We start from the raw sequence: 16,154 nt of genomic DNA, 5'->3' as shown, positions 1-16,154 counted from the left end.
TGGCGTTCGTGGCGCCGTGGGGGTCGTGTGTTCTTTATGCCACGGTGGCTGCGATCTGGTTCATTCCCGATCGGCGCATCGAATCGCGGATCATGAAATGAGCAAGCGTGACTATTATGAAATTCTGAGTGTCGACCGCACAGCGGACGAAGCGGAGCTTAAAAAAGCCTTCCGCCGCTTGGCGATGAAATACCATCCGGACCGCTGCCCGGACGATCCGCAAGCGCAGGAGAAGTTCAAGGAGGCCAAGGAGGCCTACGACGTGCTCTCCGATGCGCAGAAGCGCGCCATGTACGACCAATATGGCCACGCAGCCTTTGAAGGCGGCATGGGCGGGCGTGGCGGCGCCGGCGGCTTCGGCGACATGGGCGATATCTTCGGGGACATCTTCGGCGATATCTTCGGTGGCGGCGGCCGTGGGTCGCGTGCGCGTCGCGGTGCCGATCTGCGCTACATCATGGAACTGGATCTCGAAGAGGCCGTGTTCGGCGTCGAGAAGAAGTTCGACATTCCCACCCAGGTCAATTGCCATCACTGCAACGGCAGTGGTTCGGAAGACGGCAAGACCGTCAGCTGCCGCACCTGCAACGGACATGGCCGTGTGCGCATGCAGAACGGCATCTTCTCGATCCAGCAGACCTGTCCGCATTGCAACGGCAGCGGCCGCGCCATCGAAAAGCCCTGCAAAAAGTGCCATGGCGAAGGGCGTCTGGAAGAAACGCGCACCTTGTCTGTGCGCATTCCGGCTGGCGTCGACAATGGCGATCGCATTCGCTTGGCGGGGCAGGGCGAGGCCGGACCCGCTGGTTCCGAGACTGGCGATCTCTACGTGGAAGTGCGCGTGCGCGAGCACGACATTTTTCAGCGCGACGGCAGCAATCTGTTTTGCGAAGTGCCGATTCGCATCTCGCAAGCGGCATTGGGTGCGGAGTTGCCGGTGCCGACGCTGGACGGCGAAGTGGCCATCACCATTCCGCCGGAGACACAGACTGGGCAGCAGTTCGTGCTGCGCGGGCGTGGCGTGAAATCGGTGCGTGGTGGTCGCACGGGTGATCTCGTCTGCCGTGTTGTCGTGGAAACCCCAGTGCGGCTCACCCGCGAGCAGCGCGAATTGCTGGAGAAGCTGGAGGCGACCTTTGCCGATGACGATGAGCATTCGCCTCGCGCCAAAGGCTTCATGGATGGCGTGAAACAATTCTGGTCGCGGGTGACGTCTTAGGCGGCGTCCATGTAGGCTGGAATGAAATCCCGGCTGTTTTGGCTCCTGATGCTGGGATTTCATCCCGGCCTATGCGATTCGACCGATGTGGTTGCTGATACGGGCTTCAAGGATCTACGCGCATGACTCAATCCATCCGCCTCGCCATCAGCGGCGCCTCCGGCCGCATTGGGCATGCTTTGCTCACCTTGGTGCGTGAAGACAAGCGTTTCGAGTTGGTCAGCGCCTTGGTGTCATCGAGTTCAACGCATAGCGGCGCAGCTGTCTTCCCTGAGTTGCCCGCATCATTGCGTTACACGCATGCTTGGAGCGCAGTTGCCGCGGATGTCGTCATCGATTTCAGCGGCCCGGATGGTCTGACAGCTGCCCTTGATTACTGCCTCACGCATCACGCTGCGTTAGTTACTGGAACCACCGGTATCGACGCCGCACTACAAGCCAAGCTCAGCGAAGCAAGCCAGCATATCCCCGTGCTGCATGCCGCCAACTTCAGCCTCGGCGTTGCCGTGTTGAAGCGCTTGTTGGGCGAGGCCGCCGCAGCACTCCCCGATTGGGATCTGGAAATTATCGAAGCGCACCACAGCCGCAAGGAAGACGCCCCTTCCGGTACCGCGCTTGCCTTGGGTGATGCAGCTGCCGGAGCACGCGGCACGACGTTGGCCAAAGACGCCGTGTATGTACGCGAAGGCCGCCCAGGTGCACGCCGTAGCGGCAGTATCGGCTTCGCGGTGGTGCGTGGTGGCGACGTAGTGGGTGAACACACGGCGCTGCTGTTGGGTCAGGGCGAGCGTGTCGAGCTTTCCCATCGCGCGACGGATCGCTCCATCTTCGCGCGCGGTGCACTTGAAACGGCGGCTTGGCTGGCGGGGAAAAAGCCGGGTGCGTATAGCATCGATGACCTGCTGCAAGAGCGCGGCCGCGGTACGTAGTGAGTAGGCTGGGGTGCGAACCCCAGCATCGCCAAGCCAATGAAAGCTGGGATTTCATCCCAGCCTACAGGGCCTGCATACAACGCGGCGCTTGTTAGCCAGTCTTGGCGCTTGTACCATCCGCCGCAACGTCATTGGGGAGTAGCCATCCTCGTGCATCGGCCGCCAGGCTTCCATGCATCGAGGAATCCGCGTCAACAGACTTGAAGCCTCGGCTTCATGGCGCGGATGGTTATCGCAGACACCACGTCTGCGATGGTCCGGCGAGACCTTTGGCCACGACGCGCTCACCCGGCCGGGCGAGCGACGCGCGTGTGCCATCGGTTTTCGCTCGCCCGGCCCGGAATATTTCATGCTGATCACAGCTTTGCTGTTCCTGCTCTCCGCAGCCGCCATCTATGCGGCCTGCGAGTACTTCGTCAACAGCGTCGAGTGGCTGGGGAAAAAGCTCAATCTGGGTGAAACCGCTACCGGTACCGTGCTGGCCGCGTTCGGCACGGCATTGCCGGAAAGCGCGGTGACCTTCGTCGCGGTGATCGCAGGGCGTACTCCGGAAGTTCGCGATATCGGTGTGGGTGCCGCGATGGGTGGACCGCTCGTGCTGGCCACGATTGCCTACGCCGTGGTCGGTGTTGCGTTGTGGTGCAACCGCTCTCGGTTGGGCCGTATCGACGGCCGTGTGCAGGTCGCCCATGCACGATTGGCACGTGATCAAGCCTGGTTCTTGTCGATCTTCATCGTGAAGTGCGCCCTTGGCTTGATTGCTTTTGCTTTCAAGCCGTGGCTGGGTGTGTTGTTCCTGCTGGCGTATGCACTGTACGTCTGGCGCGAATTGAAGGACGAGCCTGAAACATCCCACGACGAGCAGCTCGAACCGCTGAAATTCCAGCCGCGTGCAGCGACACCTTCAATGCTGGCGGTGTCACTGCAGGCAGCACTATCGCTGTTGGTCATCGCGGTGGCTTCGCACATCTTCGTTTCGCAGATCGAAGCCATCGGCGTGGCGATGCATCTTCCGCCGCATCTGGTTGCCTTGGTGCTGAGTCCCGTCGCCACCGAGCTGCCGGAAACCATGAACGCGTTGATCTGGGTGCGCCAGGGCAAGGAGCGCCTGGCACTCGCCAACATCTCTGGCGCGATGATGATTCAAGCCACCATCCCGAGTGCCTTGGCGATCTTCGCCACGCCGTGGCTATTCGATGTGCCGCTGGTGGTCTCGGGCGTGCTGACCATGCTCGCCATCATTTATCTGTGGGGCTTGTTCCGGCGCGGCAATGTCGACGGCCGCGCGTTGATTCTCGTGGGCGCGTTCTATTTAGTGTTTGCAGGATACGCCGCGTGGCGTTTCTGGTAAGCGCTCAATCCGGGTGCGCGGCATTGCGGTCACGTCCCGCACCCAGTTTGCGATCGAGCACGCCGAACAGCTTCTTGAATGCGCGCGAAAATTTGCCGCGCTTGGTCTTGCGCAGTTTCTCTTCTTCGCTGGTGAGCCATGCCACCTGGATCACGCGTCGCTCGCCTTCATACGGCAGATGGCCGTGGAAGGAATTGTCGCAGCGCTTGAACACCGCGAATTCTCCGTACAGCGGCTTGAGTTCGGGCGCGACCAGATCGTCGATGTTGTCCACACGATTGAGAAAGCGCAGGCAGCCGTCGCTGGTGTCGGGCCACTGGGTGTTGAGGTAGAGCAGGGCGGTGGCGACCTTGGAGCGGCTGTCGGTGTGGATGGTGCCGTGGCGCTTGTTCAGGGCGCGGCAGAGCGTTATCAGGGTGGGGTACTGCCCAAGATTCTCGATACCGAGATAGCGGCCGATCGCGCTGGCAAATTGAGGTGTGGTGAGTTGATTGACGAGCGCATTGACCGATGGGCCGCAATCGACCGGGTCGTAGGGAAAGAAGCCCGCGCTGCTGTACTTGGGAAAATCGCGTTCCAAATCGCTGCGCGCTTCATCCGGCAACTGGCCGTGCGCGATCATGAACGGAAACGGCTGCTGGCGTACATCCGTGTCGGGGCGATCGAGCCGGGCGGGGTCCAGTAGTAGGGCAGTCGCGTTCATCGAGTTTCGCAGCTTTCCTGGCTAAGTCTCGGCGCAGTCTAGCGCGAGTGTATGGCCGGCGCGGCATATGACGATCCGTTTTGGGACGTCCATTCGGGTGGACAGAAAGGCGCGCGAAGCCTATCATTTCAACCCGCCCGAGACTTTCCTTCACTTAAGGTCCACAAGCCTGCTTCGATGCGGCTTGCGGACCTTGCTGTACCTAAAAGGCGGCCCCTTCCATGCCTCATTCCGCTCTGCTTGCCCTCGAAGACGGCAGCGTATTCCACGGCCACTCCGTAGGTGCGACTGGCGAAACCGTTGGCGAAGTTGTCTTCAATACGGCGATGACGGGTTATCAGGAGATCCTCACCGATCCCTCCTATGCCCGGCAGATCGTCACTCTTACGTATCCCCATATCGGCAACACCGGCTGCAACGAGGTGGATGCCGAATCCGGCAAGGTGCATACCGCCGGCCTGATCGTGCGCGACGTACCGCGCCGCGCCAGCAACTGGCGCAGCACCGAGAGCCTGCCCGATTACTTGAACCGCCATGGCATCGTCGCCATCGCCGGCATCGACACGCGCCGCCTCACGCGCATCCTGCGCGACAAGGGTGCGCAGAACGGCTGCCTGGTAGCAGGCGAATCCATCGATGCCGAAGCGGCACTCGCCAAGGCGCGTGCTTTCCCCGGCTTGAACGGCATGGACTTGGCCAAGGTGGTCAGCGTCGACAAGCCGTACAACTGGAACGAGGGCGTGTACGACCTCGACCGCACCGCGTTCAACGAAACGGACAAGCGCTTCAACGTGGTGGCCTACGACTACGGCGTGAAGCGCAACATTCTGCGCCTCTTGGCGGAGCGCGGTTGCGAAATCACCGTAGTGCCTGCGCAGACGCCGGCATCGGAAGTGCTGGCCATGAATCCGGATGGCGTGTTCCTCTCCAACGGCCCCGGTGATCCGGCCGCTTGTGATTACGCCATCGCCGCCACGCGCGAATTCCTGGCCAAGGAAATTCCCCTGTTCGGCATCTGCCTTGGCCATCAGATCATGGGCGCTGCCTTGGGGGCAAAGACGCTGAAGATGAAGTTCGGCCATCACGGCGCGAATCACCCGGTAAAGGACCATGACGACGGCCGCGTGCTGATCACCTCGCAGAACCATGGCTTTGCGGTGGACGTATCCACGCTGCCTTCCAACGTGCGCATTACGCACACGTCGCTGTTCGATGGTTCGCTGCAGGGTTTCGCACTGACCGATCGCCCTGCGTTCTGTTTCCAGGGGCATCCCGAAGCGAGCCCGGGCCCGCAGGATATTGGTTACTTGTTCGACCGTTTTGCCAAATTGATGCAGGAGGCCCGCTGAGATGCCCAAGCGTAACGACATCAAGAGCATCCTGATCATCGGCGCAGGTCCGATCGTGATCGGCCAGGCGTGCGAGTTCGACTACTCCGGTGCACAGGCATGTAAAGCACTGCGCGAAGAGGGTTACCGGGTGATCCTGGTGAACTCCAACCCGGCCACGATCATGACCGATCCGGAAATGGCCGATGCGGTGTACATCGAGCCGATCAACTGGCAGACGGTGGAGCGCATCATCGCCAAGGAGCGTCCGGATGCCGTGCTGCCCACCATGGGTGGCCAGACCGGCCTCAATTGCGCGCTCGATCTCGCCGACAACGGCGTGCTGGAGAGATACAACGTCGAGCTGATCGGCGCTTCGCGCGAAGCCATCCGCATGGCCGAAGACCGCGAACTGTTCCGCGTGGCGATGGCCGAAATTGGTCTGGAATGCCCGCGCGCTGCGGTGGCGAAGTCGTTCGAGCAGGCGGTAGAGATCCAGGCCACCGTCGGCTACCCGACCATCATCCGCCCCAGCTTCACGCTCGGCGGTTCCGGTGGCGGCATCGCGTACAACCGCGAGGAATTCGAAGAGATCGTCAAGCGCGGTCTGGAGCTTTCGCCGGTGCACGAGGTGCTGGTGGAGGAGTCCGTGCTCGGCTGGAAGGAATTCGAGATGGAAGTAGTCCGCGACAAGGCGGACAACTGCATCATCGTGTGCTCGATCGAAAACCTCGACCCGATGGGCGTGCATACCGGCGACTCGATCACCGTGGCGCCGGCGCAGACGCTCACCGACAAGGAGTACCAGCGCTTGCGCGATGCCTCCATCGCGGTGCTGCGCAAGATCGGTGTGGATACTGGCGGCTCCAACGTGCAGTTCGGCGTGAATGCCGAAACTGGCCGCGTGGTGGTGATCGAGATGAATCCGCGCGTGTCGCGTTCGTCGGCGCTCGCTTCGAAGGCCACCGGTTTCCCGATTGCCAAGGTCGCGGCAAAGCTCGCCGTGGGCTACACGCTGGATGAGCTGAAGAACGACATCACTGGCGGCCTTACGCCAGCCTCGTTCGAACCGACCATCGATTACGTCGTTACCAAAATTCCGCGCTTTGCGTTCGAGAAGTTCCCGCAGGCCGATGCACGCCTCACCACGCAGATGAAGTCGGTGGGTGAAGTGATGGCGATTGGTCGCAGCTTCCACGAATCGCTGCAGAAGGCGTTGCGCGGTCTTGAAATTGGCAAGACCGGTCTCAATCCCACTGGCCTGGACATCACCAGCGATGAAGGCCTGGCCAAGCTCAAGCGCGAACTGCGCGAGCCGCGTCCTGATCGCGTGTTCCACTTGGCCGATGCGTTCCGGGCTGGCCTGACGCTGGAAGAGGTGCATGACCTTAGCCACGTCGATCCGTGGTTCCTTGCTGCGTTCGAAGACATCGTGCTCACTGAAAAGGAAGTGCGCGAGCAAGGGCTGACCGCACTCGATGCGGGGCGCGTGCGTGAGCTGAAGCGTCTTGGTTTCTCCGATGCGCGCCTGGCAGAACTCACCAACACGGACGAAGCGGCGATTCGTCACCTGCGTCGTACGCTGGGCGTGCGCCCGGTATACAAGCGCGTGGATTCCTGTGCGGCCGAGTTTGCGACCACGACGGCGTACATGTACTCGACCTACGAGGAAGAGTGCGAAGCCAATCCCACCAGCCGCGACAAGATCATGGTGCTGGGTGGTGGCCCGAACCGTATCGGCCAAGGTATCGAATTCGATTACTGCTGCGTGCATGCCGCCTTGGCGCTGCGCGAGGATGGCTTCGAGACCATCATGGTCAACTGCAATCCGGAAACCGTTTCCACCGATTACGACACGTCGGATCGCCTGTACTTCGAGCCGCTCACGCTCGAAGACGTGCTGGAAATCGTCGACCTGGAAAAACCCAAGGGCGTGATCGTGCAGTACGGTGGCCAGACGCCGCTGAAACTCGCGCGCGCATTGGAAGCAGCGGGCGCACCGATCATCGGCACCACACCGGATTCGATCGATTTGGCCGAAGACCGCGAGCGTTTCCAGCAGATGATTGCCAAGCTGGGGCTCACACAGCCGCCGAACCGCACGGCACGCAATGCCGATGAAGCTTTGGCGCTGGCGCGCGAGATCGGCTATCCGCTGGTGGTGCGTCCGAGCTACGTGCTGGGTGGCCGCGCGATGGAAGTGGTGTACGACGATGCGGATCTGTCGCGCTACATCCGCGAAGCCGTGCAGGTGTCCAACGATTCACCGGTGCTGCTCGACCGCTTCCTCGATCACGCGGTGGAAGTGGACGTGGACGTCATTGCCGATCGCGATGGCAACGTGCTGGTCGGCGGCATCATGGAGCACATCGAGGAAGCCGGCGTGCACTCGGGCGATTCGTCCTGCTCGCTGCCGCCGTATTCGCTGTCACCCGCGATCCAGAACGAGCTGCGCCGCCAGGTCGGCCTGATGGCGAAAGAGCTGAAAGTGATCGGCCTGATGAATACGCAGTTTGCGATTCAGGGCGACACTGTGTTCATCCTGGAAGTGAATCCGCGTGCGTCGCGCACGGTGCCGTTCGTCTCCAAGGCTACCGGCGTGGCGCTGGCCAAGATTGCTGCACGTTGCATGGCGGGCCGCACGCTGGAAGAGCAGGGGGCGACGCGCGAAGTGATTCCGGCGTATTACTCGGTGAAGGAGGCGATCTTCCCGTTCCTGAAATTCCAGAACGTCGATCCGATCCTTGGCCCGGAAATGCGCTCCACCGGCGAAGTGATGGGTGTTGGCCGCAGCTTCGGCGCAGCGTTCGCACGCGGCCATGATGCGGCTGGCATAAAGACGCCGCCGCAGGGCAAGGTGTTCGTGTCCGTGCGCGATGCCGACAAGGATCGCCTGCTGCCGATTGCGGCAGACATTGCCTCACGTGGCTTCACGCTGGTTGCTACCGCCGGTACGGCAAGCTATCTGACCTCGCACGGTGTGATCTGCGAACGCATCAATAAGGTGCTGGAAGGCCGTCCGCATATTGTCGACCTGATCAAGAACGGCGAGATTGTCTATATCGTCAACACCACCGAGGGCAAGCAGGCAATCGCCGACTCGTTCTCGATCCGGCGCGAGGCTCTGCAGCATCGCGTCACGTATTCCACGACGGTTGCAGGCGCGCGTGCGCTGGTGCATTCATTGGATTACCACGACAGTGGCGAAGTGCACAGCCTGCAAGAACTACACAAGGAGCTGAATGCATGAGTCGTGCACCCATTACCAAGGCTGGTTCCGAGCGTCTGCGCGGTGAATTGGAGCGTCTGAAGTCGGTCGAGCGTCCCAAGATCATCGCGGCGATTGCGGAAGCGCGCGCGCACGGCGATCTCAAGGAGAACGCCGAATATCACGCCGCGCGCGAGCAACAGAGCTTTATCGAAGGCCGCATCAACGAGCTGGAAGCGGCACTGTCCACGGCTGAAGTGATCGACGTGTCGCGTTTGAATCCGGGCACCAAGATTGTGTTCGGCGCGATCGTGGAACTGGAAGAAGAAAGCGGTGAAGCGGTGAAGTACCAGATCGTTGGCGATCTGGAGGCTGACATCAAGCAAGCCTTGATCGCGGTGTCTTCGCCGATTGCGCGTGCGTTGATCGGCAAGAGCGAGGGCGACAGTTTCGAGTTCACGGCGCCCAATGGCGTGAAGCGTTACGAAATTACTGGCGTCAGTTACGAGTAACGCTTGCTTTGCTCCCTCTCCCCCATGGGGAGAGGGTTGGGGCGAGGGGAATCTCGCGAGAAACGAATGTCGTGAGGCATAAAAAAAGCCGCTTTGCAGCGGCTTTTTTTATCGGATCGTGACTTCGATCAACGCTGACGCGCTTTGAAACGCGGGTTGCTCTTGCAGATCACGAACACTTTGCCGCGACGGCGCACAACCTTGCAGTCACGGTGCCGCTGCTTGGCGGACTTCAAAGAGGAAAGCACCTTCACGGCAGGCTCCTGGAACGAAACGAAACAAAGAAAGCGCGCAAGTATAGCTATTTCAATCGCTTGTCACAAGCCTATGGCGGCTTTTGCTGCGGCGACCGTTTCCAGACACTGCGCTACGACAGGCGATGGGTTTTCTGCCGGGCTGGCGACGGCCAGCACGAGGTGCGCATCGGGATCGGCCAACGGCACATAGCTTACCCCGGGCAGCTTCACCACCTGCATACTGGCGGGCACGAGAGCCAAGCCAACGTCGGCAGCCACCAGTGCAAGCAGGCCGTTGAGCTGTTGGGCGTGTTGTCGAATCACTGGGTGGAATCCGGCTTTGGCGGCTAGGCGCAGCAGCCGGTCGTACAAGGTTGCCGCCAGCTCGCGCGGCTGCACCACGAACGGATCGCCGGCAACTTCACCTAATTCCACGCTTTGTCGGCCAGCCAGGCGGTGGCCTTCAGGCAGGGCGAGCAGCAGGGGTTCGTAATCGATGACGTCCACGCGCAAGGCTCGGGCATCGTCTTCGTGAGTGGGGAGATCCCTTACGAAGCCCACGTCAATCTGGCCGTTGCGGATGGCTGAGAACTGCGGCTGGGTATACATCTCGCTCAGCCACACACGCACGTTGGGCGCGTTCTGACCCAACTGCAGCAAGGTCTGGGGCAGGGCGGGGTGGAAAGATACGGAAACGGTGTAGGCGAGCCGGAGATGCCCGCTGAAGCCAGCTGCGGCCTCGGCGACCTGGGTGCGAGCCTCATCGGCCATGGCCAGAATCTGCCGCGCCTGATCGAGGAACAGCCGGCCTGGCTCGGTAAGCATGACGTTGCGCTTGTCGCGTTCGAGCAGGCGTACGCCCAGGTCTTGCTCCAGCGCCTGGATCTGCTGCGACAGCGGTGGCTGCGACAGATGCAGGCGCTGCGCGGCGCGGGTGAAGCTCAGCTCCTCCGCAACGGCGATGAAGTAACGCAGCTGGCGAAAATCAAACATATATGACTTTCGAATAAATTGGGCTCTAAATATATATTTGATTCTGTATCGCGTCGATCATAATATCCTCTCCGTCGCGCCACTGACCCCCTCCCCCCGAGTGGCGCAGACCTCGCCCCGCAGCGACGCTACCCCCGCGGTATATCGGCATCCCTCCCCAGAGCCAATACCGACGCGTCGCTGGCGGGGCGCTTCCTTTTCTGTTTCTCGTGAATGCTTGCCGAGCTTTCTTAAAGCTGGGTGGCAAGTCGCGTGCCTTGAGCGATAGCGCGCTTGGCGTCCAGTTCCGCCGCGACGTCAGCACCGCCAATCACGTGTACACGAGGATGCCCCTGAGCAATCAGGTCATCGGCAAGGCTGCGGTTGGATTCCTGGCCGGCGCAGACGATGACGTTATCGACGGACAGCACCTGGGTCTTGCCGTCGATCGTGATGTGCAGTCCCTGCTCATCGAAGCGGTCATAGCTCACGCCGCCCAGCATGGTGACCTGCTTGTTCTTCAGCGTGGCGCGATGCACCCAGCCGGTGGTTTTGTTGAGGCGCGCGCCTGGCCGGCCTGCCGTACGTTGCAGCAGCCAGACTTGCCGCGCGGGTGGCTCCGGCTGTGGCTTCAATAGACCGCCGGCATGGTCCAGCTGCATGTCCACGCCCCATTCGCGTGTCCAGCGTGTGACGTCAGTGGTGGGCGAGGGCGCGTGCTCGACCAGGAACTCGGCCACGTCGAAGCCGATGCCTCCGGCGCCGATGATGGCGACGCGCTGGCCGACGGGTTGATTTCGCGCAAGCACATCGAGGTAGCTCAGTACGCGCGGATCGTTGCTGCCGGGGAAGTTCACCCGGCGCGGCGTGATGCCGGTGGCGACAATCACTTCGTCGTAGTTTGCCGCTTTGAGTGCAGCTGCATTTGTGATTTGCCCTAACTGTACGTGCACGCCGGTATCGGCAAGGCGGTGCGTGAAATAGCGCAGTGTTTCGTGGAATTCTTCTTTCCCAGGAATGCGCTTGGCGTAGTTGAACTGGCCGCCGATGTGGCTTGCGCCATCGATCAGCGTGACGTCGTGGCCACGTTCCGCGAGCGTGGATGCGCATGCCATGCCCGCCGGTCCTGCGCCTATCACCGCGATGCGTTTGCGCGTTTTTGCCCGAATGATTTGCAGCTCCGTCTCATGGCAGGCACGAGGATTCACCATGCAGCTTGCGCGCTGGTTCGAAAACACGTGATCGAGGCAAGCCTGGTTGCAAGCGATGCAGGTATTGATGCGTTCGCTACGGCCAGCCTTTGCCTTGATCGCCCACTCCGGATCAGCCAGCAACGGCCTCGCCATTGACACCATATCCGCTTCGCCGCCGGCAAGAATTCGCTCCGCCACGTCGGGCATGTTGATGCGGTTGGTGGTGATCAACGGAATCGAAACTTCGCCCTTGAGTTTCTTCGTGACCCAGCTGAAGCCTGCGCGCGGCACGCTGGTGACGATGGTCGGCACGCGTGCTTCATGCCAGCCGATGCCGGTATTGATGATGCTGGTGCCGGCCGCTTCCATGCCCTTGGCGAGTGTGACGATGTCTTGCCAGGGTTGCCCGCCTTCCACCAGATCAAGCATCGAAAGGCGGTAGATGATGATGAAATCCTTGCCGACGGCTTCGCGCATACGACGCACGATTTCGAGCGGAAAACGCATGCGTTTTGCGGCATCGCCACCCCAGGCATCGGTGCGTTGATTGGTGCGTGCGGCGATGAATTGATTGATCAGATAGCCTTCCGAACCCATCACTTCCACGCCGTCGTAGCCGGCTTCGCGTGCGAGTTGCGCGCAACGGACGAAATCCTTGATGGTGCGCTCCACACCTCGTGCACTGAGCTCTCGCGGCCTGAACGGTGTGATCGGGGATTGAATGCTTGATGGTGCGGCCGACAGCGGGTGATAGCCATAACGCCCTGCGTGCAGGATCTGCATGCAGATGCGTCCACCTTCTGCATGCACCGCCCGGGTGATCTTGCGATGCCGTGGCTTGTGCCAGGGCAGAGTCATGCGCCCGCCGAAGGGCTTGAGCCAACCTTCGATGCTGGGTGCGATGCCGCCGGTGACCATCAGGCCCACGCCGCCGCGGGCGCGTTCGGCGAAATACGTCGCCAGCTTGTCGAAATCGGCCGCGTTGTCTTCGAGTCCGGTGTGCATCGAGCCCATCAGGATGCGGTTGGGCAGGGTGGCGTGGCCCAAGTCGAGCGGGGCAAACAAATGGGGGTAGTTCATGCGGCGACCGTTATTCAAACGATCGTATGAATGTGCCCGCTATTGTGAGTGGGCGCAAGTGGCCCAGGCGCGGCAGGCGCCGCTTCAGTCGAGCAATTGTTGTACCAGTTCCACGTATTGGCGCATCGCCTCGTCTTGCGGCATGCCTTTCAAGCGCGACCAGGCTTCCTGTTTGGCGGTACCGATGAAGTCGAAGAAGCTGGTGGGCTGGCAGTCGTGCACGTCGCCTTCAAGGGCCTGCTTATAGAGCCCATAAAGCGAGAGCAGCGTGTCGTTGTCGGGCCGTTCCTTGCGGTGCCGTAGATCGTCGGCGGCCTGATGGAACTGGTGGTGGAGGTCGTTCATGGAAGCGGGCTGAAACCCGGATACGGTCGATGAGGAACTGGAAAGCATGCGCCTGGCACCCCTGTAAACACGATAAGCTAAGCACTTCCCGTGCCATCAGGTCCGTCCATGCCAACACGCCAGTCCGTGCCCGTACTTACCATCGACGGACCTTCTGGATCAGGCAAAGGCACGATCAGCCGGCTGGTGGCCGAGCACCTGGGCTGGCGATTGCTGGATTCCGGGGCGCTCTACCGGGCGGTTGGTTACGCCGCCGGGGCCGCAGGGTTGGATCTCTCCGACGCCGAGGCCGTCACCCGTTGCGCGCAAACCACGAAGATCCAGTTTCGTGCGGCGCCACATGATGGCGAAACGCGCGTGATCGTCAATGGGCACGATGCCACAGACGAGCTGCGTACGGAGACCGCCGGCGCCGCGGCTTCGGCCATTGCTTCGATTCCTTCGGTGCGCAAAGCGCTGGTCGATCTGCAGCTGAGCTTCCGCAAGTCGCCTGGCCTGGTGGCAGACGGACGCGACATGGGCACGGTGATCTTTCCCGATGCGCTCTACAAGGTATTCCTCACCGCCAGCGCCGCCGAAAGGGCAAAAAGACGCTATAAGCAGTTGAAGGAAAAGGGGCTCAGCGTTACACTTGCCACCCTTCAGAGCGAAATTGAGGCGCGTGACACCCGCGATGCATCGCGAGCCGTGGCACCGCTGAAACCCGCCCGCGATGCGGTGTTGGTGGATACCACCGGCATGGGGATCGAGGATGTGGTCGCTAAAGTTTTGGCCGTCGTGAATCCGTAACCGGATTGCGGCGGCATTGGCGCTTCATGTCGCGGCATGAAGTTTTGGGTCAACGGTGTGAGGGAGCGTCCCGATCACCCATAACCGGTGGGCCTGCCCATCTGCGCAATTACTCCGACGGCGCGCAGTGGGGTGAGGGCCTTTTCTTATTTTGGAATCAACATGACTGAAAGTTTTGCCGAGCTGTTTGAACAGAGCCAACAGGCCATTTCTAAGCTGAAGCCGGGTGCCATCGTCACCGGCATCGTTGTCGAAATCCGCAACGACGTCGTCGTGATCAACGCTGGCCTCAAGAGCGAAGGCATCGTTCCGATCGAGCAGTTCAAGAGCGAGAACGGCGAGTTGGAAGTACGCGTGGGCGACGAGGTGAAGGTAGCCCTCGACGCACTGGAAGACGGCTTCGGCGAGACCAAGCTCTCCCGCGAGAAGGCCAAGCGTTCCATGGTGTGGGACGACCTCGAGCAGGCCTTCGACAAGGAAGAGACCATCACCGGCAAGATCTCCGGCAAGGTCAAGGGCGGTTTCACCGTCGATATCAAGGACGTTCGCGCGTTCCTGCCGGGTTCGCTGGTCGACGTGCGTCCGGTACGCGATCCGGTGTACCTGGAAGGCAAGGATCTCGAATTCAAGATCATCAAGCTGGACCGCAAGCGCAACAACGTCGTTGTCAGCCGCCGCGCCGTCGTCGAGACCGAGTTCTCCGAGGAGCGCGAGAAGCTGCTGGAACGCCTGACCGAAGGCGCAGTGGTGAAGGGTACGGTCAAGAACCTCACCGACTACGGCGCGTTCGTGGATCTGGGCGGCATCGACGGCCTGCTGCACATCACCGACATGGCGTGGAAGCGCGTGCGTCATCCGTCCGAAGTGGTCAACGTCGGGGACGAGCTCGACGTGCGCGTGCTGAAGTACGACCGCGAGCGCAACCGCGTGTCGCTGGGTCTGAAGCAGTTGGGCGACGATCCGTGGGTCGCCATCTCGCGCCGTTATCCGGTCGGCAGCCGCCTGTTCGGCAAGGTTTCCAACGTCACCGATTACGGCTGCTTCGTCGAGATCGAGCCGGGCGTGGAAGGCCTGGTGCACGTCTCCGAAATGGATTGGACCAACAAGAACGTCAATCCGGCCAAGGTGGTGCAGGTTGGCGACGAGACCGAAGTGATGGTGCTGGACGTGGATGAAGAGCGTCGCCGCATCTCGCTGGGCATCAAGCAGACCCGCTCGAACCCGTGGGAAGCTTTCGCCGCCACCCACAAGAAAAACGACAAGGTGTCCGGCCAGATCAAGTCGATCACCGATTTCGGCATCTTCATCGGCCTGGACGGCGGCATCGACGGTCTGGTGCACCTGTCCGACATCTCCTGGCAGGCTTCCGGCGAAGACCTCGTGCGCAACTTCAAGAAGGGCGACGAGATCGAAGCCGTGGTGCTGGCCGTGGATCCGGAGCGCGAGCGCATCTCGCTCGGCATCAAGCAGATGGAGCAAGATCCGTTCGGTCACTTCATGGCCGTCCATCAGCGTGGCGCGATCGTCACCGGCACGGTGAAGGAAGTGGACGCCAAGGGTGCCGTGGTGGATCTGGGCGATGGCGTCGAGGGCTATATCCGTGCCAGCGACATCGCCAAGGAGCGCATCGACGATGCTACCCAGCATCTGAAGGTGGGCGACAAGGTGGAAGCCAAGTTCACCGGTATGGATCGCAAGGGCCGTCAGCTGTCGCTCTCGATCCGCGCCAAGGATGAGGAAGAGCTGCAAGACGCCATGGCCGAATACTCGTCCGCGTCGGGTGGCACGACCAAGCTTGGTGCGCTGCTCAAGGAGCAGCTCAACAAGGCTGATTGATGTAGTGCCTGCATCGGGGCGGTGTTGCGCCGCCCCGATTCATTCCACGTCACGGACATTGGGGACCCATGACCAAATCCGAGCTGATTGAGGCGCTGGCGAGGCGTCAAACCCATCTTGCGTTCAGCGACGTCGAGCTGGCAGTCAAGAACGTCATCGAGCAGATGAGCCAGGCGTTGTCGAGCGGGGAACGCATCGAAATACGCGGCTTCGGCAGCTTCGCGCTGCATTATCGGCCGCCGCGCATGGGCCGCAATCCCAAGACGGGTGAAGCGGTTGCCTTGCCCGGCAAGCACGTTCCGCATTTCAAACCCGGCAAGGAATTGCGCGAACGCGTGAACTTGCATCTGGAACAGCAAGCCGGCTAAGCCTCCAGCAAATGCTTATTCCGACAGGCAGGCGGCGTCGAGCCGATCCTGCCTTTTCTTTTGCCCCGCGAAAAAGTTGGGA

14 protein-coding genes and 1 riboswitch are annotated in these 16,154 nt (G+C 61.3%); of the genes, 9 read left to right on the top strand and 5 right to left on the bottom strand.

Annotation, left to right across the window (positions count from 1 at the left end; all coding sequences use genetic code 11):
- Positions 1–97 precede the first annotated feature (97 nt).
- The 3 genes from dnaJ (at position 98) to VJR68_RS10415 (ending at position 3,502) form a co-directional block, all read left to right on the top strand.
- Entirely contained in the window at positions 98–1,219 is a 1,122-nt protein-coding gene (dnaJ, locus tag VJR68_RS10425) for a molecular chaperone DnaJ (protein WP_324147613.1), read from the top strand.
- 122 nt (positions 1,220–1,341) lie between these two features.
- Positions 1,342–2,148, top strand: coding sequence for a 4-hydroxy-tetrahydrodipicolinate reductase (dapB, locus tag VJR68_RS10420; protein ID WP_324147612.1), 807 nt, complete (start codon positions 1,342–1,344; stop codon positions 2,146–2,148).
- 124 nt (positions 2,149–2,272) lie between these two features.
- Positions 2,273–2,499: riboswitch (yybP-ykoY riboswitch) on the top strand.
- Between the two features lies 1 nt (position 2,500).
- Complete coding sequence (locus VJR68_RS10415) at positions 2,501–3,502, top strand: sodium:calcium antiporter (RefSeq protein WP_324147611.1); 1,002 nt, start codon at positions 2,501–2,503, stop codon at positions 3,500–3,502.
- A 4-nt stretch (positions 3,503–3,506) separates the two neighbouring features.
- On the opposite strand, the gene VJR68_RS10410 is transcribed toward VJR68_RS10415, so the two are convergent.
- Positions 3,507–4,205 carry a 2OG-Fe(II) oxygenase gene (locus VJR68_RS10410; protein WP_324147610.1) on the bottom strand — a complete coding sequence of 233 codons (699 nt, stop codon included), beginning with the start codon at positions 4,203–4,205 and terminating at the stop codon, positions 3,507–3,509.
- 221 nt (positions 4,206–4,426) lie between these two features.
- Between VJR68_RS10410 and carA the strand changes: the two genes are divergently transcribed.
- Genes carA through greA form a run of 3 tightly spaced genes read left to right on the top strand, consistent with a single transcriptional unit; the run spans position 4,427 to position 9,253 of the window.
- Positions 4,427–5,554: a glutamine-hydrolyzing carbamoyl-phosphate synthase small subunit gene (carA, locus tag VJR68_RS10405; RefSeq protein ID WP_324147609.1), complete on the top strand. Its 1,128-nt coding sequence runs from the start codon at positions 4,427–4,429 to the stop codon at positions 5,552–5,554.
- 1 nt (position 5,555) lies between these two features.
- Positions 5,556–8,783 carry a carbamoyl-phosphate synthase large subunit gene (gene carB / locus VJR68_RS10400; protein WP_324147608.1) on the top strand — a complete coding sequence of 1,076 codons (3,228 nt, stop codon included), beginning with the start codon at positions 5,556–5,558 and terminating at the stop codon, positions 8,781–8,783.
- Positions 8,780–9,253, top strand: a complete 474-nt coding sequence (greA, locus tag VJR68_RS10395) for a transcription elongation factor GreA (RefSeq protein WP_324147607.1) — start codon at positions 8,780–8,782, stop codon at positions 9,251–9,253. Before carB ends, greA begins: the two co-directional genes overlap by 4 nt.
- Positions 9,254–9,381: 128 nt before the next feature.
- Here greA and ykgO read toward each other — a convergent pair whose 3' ends face one another.
- The 4 genes from ykgO to VJR68_RS10375 form a co-directional block, all read right to left on the bottom strand.
- Positions 9,382–9,507 carry a type B 50S ribosomal protein L36 gene (gene ykgO / locus VJR68_RS10390; protein ID WP_008215056.1) on the bottom strand — a complete coding sequence of 42 codons (126 nt, stop codon included), beginning with the start codon at positions 9,505–9,507 and terminating at the stop codon, positions 9,382–9,384.
- A 63-nt stretch (positions 9,508–9,570) separates the two neighbouring features.
- Positions 9,571–10,482 (bottom strand): LysR substrate-binding domain-containing protein, encoded by a 912-nt coding sequence (locus tag VJR68_RS10385; protein ID WP_324147606.1) that lies wholly within the window; start codon positions 10,480–10,482, stop codon positions 9,571–9,573.
- Between the two features lie 230 nt (positions 10,483–10,712).
- Complete coding sequence (locus tag VJR68_RS10380; protein WP_324147605.1) at positions 10,713–12,734, bottom strand: NADPH-dependent 2,4-dienoyl-CoA reductase; 2,022 nt, start codon at positions 12,732–12,734, stop codon at positions 10,713–10,715.
- A gap of 84 nt (positions 12,735–12,818) precedes the next feature.
- Positions 12,819–13,079, bottom strand: a complete 261-nt coding sequence (locus VJR68_RS10375) for an acyl-CoA-binding protein (protein ID WP_324147604.1) — start codon at positions 13,077–13,079, stop codon at positions 12,819–12,821.
- Positions 13,080–13,187: 108 nt separating this feature from the next.
- Here VJR68_RS10375 and cmk point away from each other — a divergent pair, with 108 nt between their 5' ends.
- From cmk to VJR68_RS10360, 3 genes are all read left to right on the top strand, one after another.
- On the top strand, positions 13,188–13,868 hold the full coding sequence (gene cmk, locus VJR68_RS10370; protein WP_324147603.1) for a (d)CMP kinase: 681 nt from the start codon (positions 13,188–13,190) through the stop codon (positions 13,866–13,868).
- Positions 13,869–14,030: 162 nt separating this feature from the next.
- The gene (gene rpsA / locus VJR68_RS10365; RefSeq protein ID WP_324147602.1) at positions 14,031–15,704 is read left to right on the top strand and encodes a 30S ribosomal protein S1; all 1,674 of its coding nucleotides are present in this window, start codon (positions 14,031–14,033) and stop codon (positions 15,702–15,704) included.
- Positions 15,705–15,745: 41 nt separating this feature from the next.
- Positions 15,746–16,072, top strand: coding sequence for an integration host factor subunit beta (locus tag VJR68_RS10360; RefSeq protein WP_324147614.1), 327 nt, complete (start codon positions 15,746–15,748; stop codon positions 16,070–16,072).
- The last annotated feature ends 82 nt before the right edge of the window (positions 16,073–16,154 follow it).

The sequence above is a fragment of the Dyella sp. genome, from assembly GCF_035277725.1.
Taxonomy (GTDB): Bacteria; Pseudomonadota; Gammaproteobacteria; order Xanthomonadales; family Rhodanobacteraceae; genus Dyella_B.
The sequence above is the reverse complement of the archived record's forward strand: the minus strand, read 5'-3'. Positions and strand labels throughout refer to the sequence as shown.